At 41.5% G+C, this 1508-nt stretch carries 1 protein-coding gene; it reads right to left on the bottom strand.

The genetic code is table 11. The features are described 5' to 3' along the window. The coding region (locus tag B7692_RS07505) for an SIALI-17 repeat-containing surface protein (protein ID WP_142360051.1) at positions 1–1508 on the bottom strand (1508 nt) is incomplete at both ends.

Here is a 1508-nt window from a genome sequence, read left to right as displayed (position 1 = left end):
TCTTTTTTACTTTTTGCTACAAAGATAGCGGATAGGGCTAGGCTAACACTTGCCAAGAAAATAGCTGTTTCTGACTGTTTCTCACCAGTTTCTGGCAATCTCTTGTCTTCCTTGGCAACTTGAACTAGTGCTTCTAGAGTCTGAGTTTTTTCTAACGAACTTAGTTTAAACTCTGGTTTTTCTACTGTCGGTGCAGCTTGACCGCCTACGGTTGATACTGGGCCTGTGTAGGCTGGAAGCTCATGTACCAATGCTTCTACTGCATTGACTCCTCCAGTAAACTCAGGAACATCAAGAACTGGTGCTGGATCTTCACCTTTACTTGATTGAACAGGTTCTTCTGTTAATTCTTGATAGAAGCTAGCTAACTCATAAAACTCAGCCTTACCACCTTCCCAGACAAGTTTAACATCTAGAAGTGAACCACCATTTCGAATTGCAAATGTTTGGAGACTTGAAGAAATTGCGCCAAGATCTGTCCAACTTTCTTGTCCATCCTTAAGTGTTCTAGCCTGAACACGTGCCTTAGCACCTTCTGGAAGACTTGAAACGAGACGAAGATGGTTAGCATTGGTTGGTTCAGACAAGTGATAAACCATTTCTCCCTTATCTTGTTCTGCTTTGTAGCTGGTCAACACTTTTCCATCAACGAGGTTTGTATAGAAGTTACCACGACTTTCGCCACCTTTTCCTTCTACTGTTGGATCATTGATTGGTTTGACAAATTCGCCATCATTAATGACTAATTCTGTAAATCCTACAAAACGAGCATCGTAATCAGCAGTGTAGAGGACACGGAGATAATTAGCCTTAACTGGAGTTGCAAGCTCACCTTCAATGTAACGGTTACCTGGCATCTTAGAGTCATGCGTCCAACCATCAGTAAGCGAATCATCTTGTTGGCTATTGGCTACACCATCACCAACAGTAACGACATCTGTCCACGTTTTACCGTCTTGACTGACTTGGATTTTACCATCACGAAGATAGTTTTGAGTTCCGTCTTGGATATAAGCTCGAATTTTCTTGATGGTACGCTCGCTACCAAATTTTAAGGTTACATGGCCATCTTTATGAGCATAGTCAGAAAACTCAACAAAATTGTTGTAAACACCGTCAAACAATTGATCAAGGTTATTTATCTTACGGACATCATTGCTTCCGTATGTTGGATGAATACCCATAGTTGTTGATTCTAGTGTTGTTGGTTGGACTTCTTTGGTAGTTACAAGGAGAGAAGTTGATGGCAGGTCTTGTTCTTGATTTGTTTTATTAACAAGACGAACATAACGTACCAAGTGAGTTGCTACAGATCTATCAGTCAATTGACTAGCTGAGGTCCATTCTTGAGCATTTGCAGAATACTCTAGACTTAGGGCTGGGTTGGCCTGGCCTTGGAGCTGGATGCTCTTGACTTGATGGATTCGGTCCAGTTTCATTCCCAAATAACTATTTGCAGGAAGTTTTGTACCAGATGGGATCTGAAGATCATAACGTCCTAGGCTATC

This window comes from Streptococcus mitis (genome assembly GCF_002096925.1).
Classification (GTDB): Bacteria; Bacillota; Bacilli; order Lactobacillales; family Streptococcaceae; genus Streptococcus; species Streptococcus mitis_AF.
The sequence above is the reverse complement of the archived record's forward strand: the minus strand, read 5'-3'. Positions and strand labels throughout refer to the sequence as shown.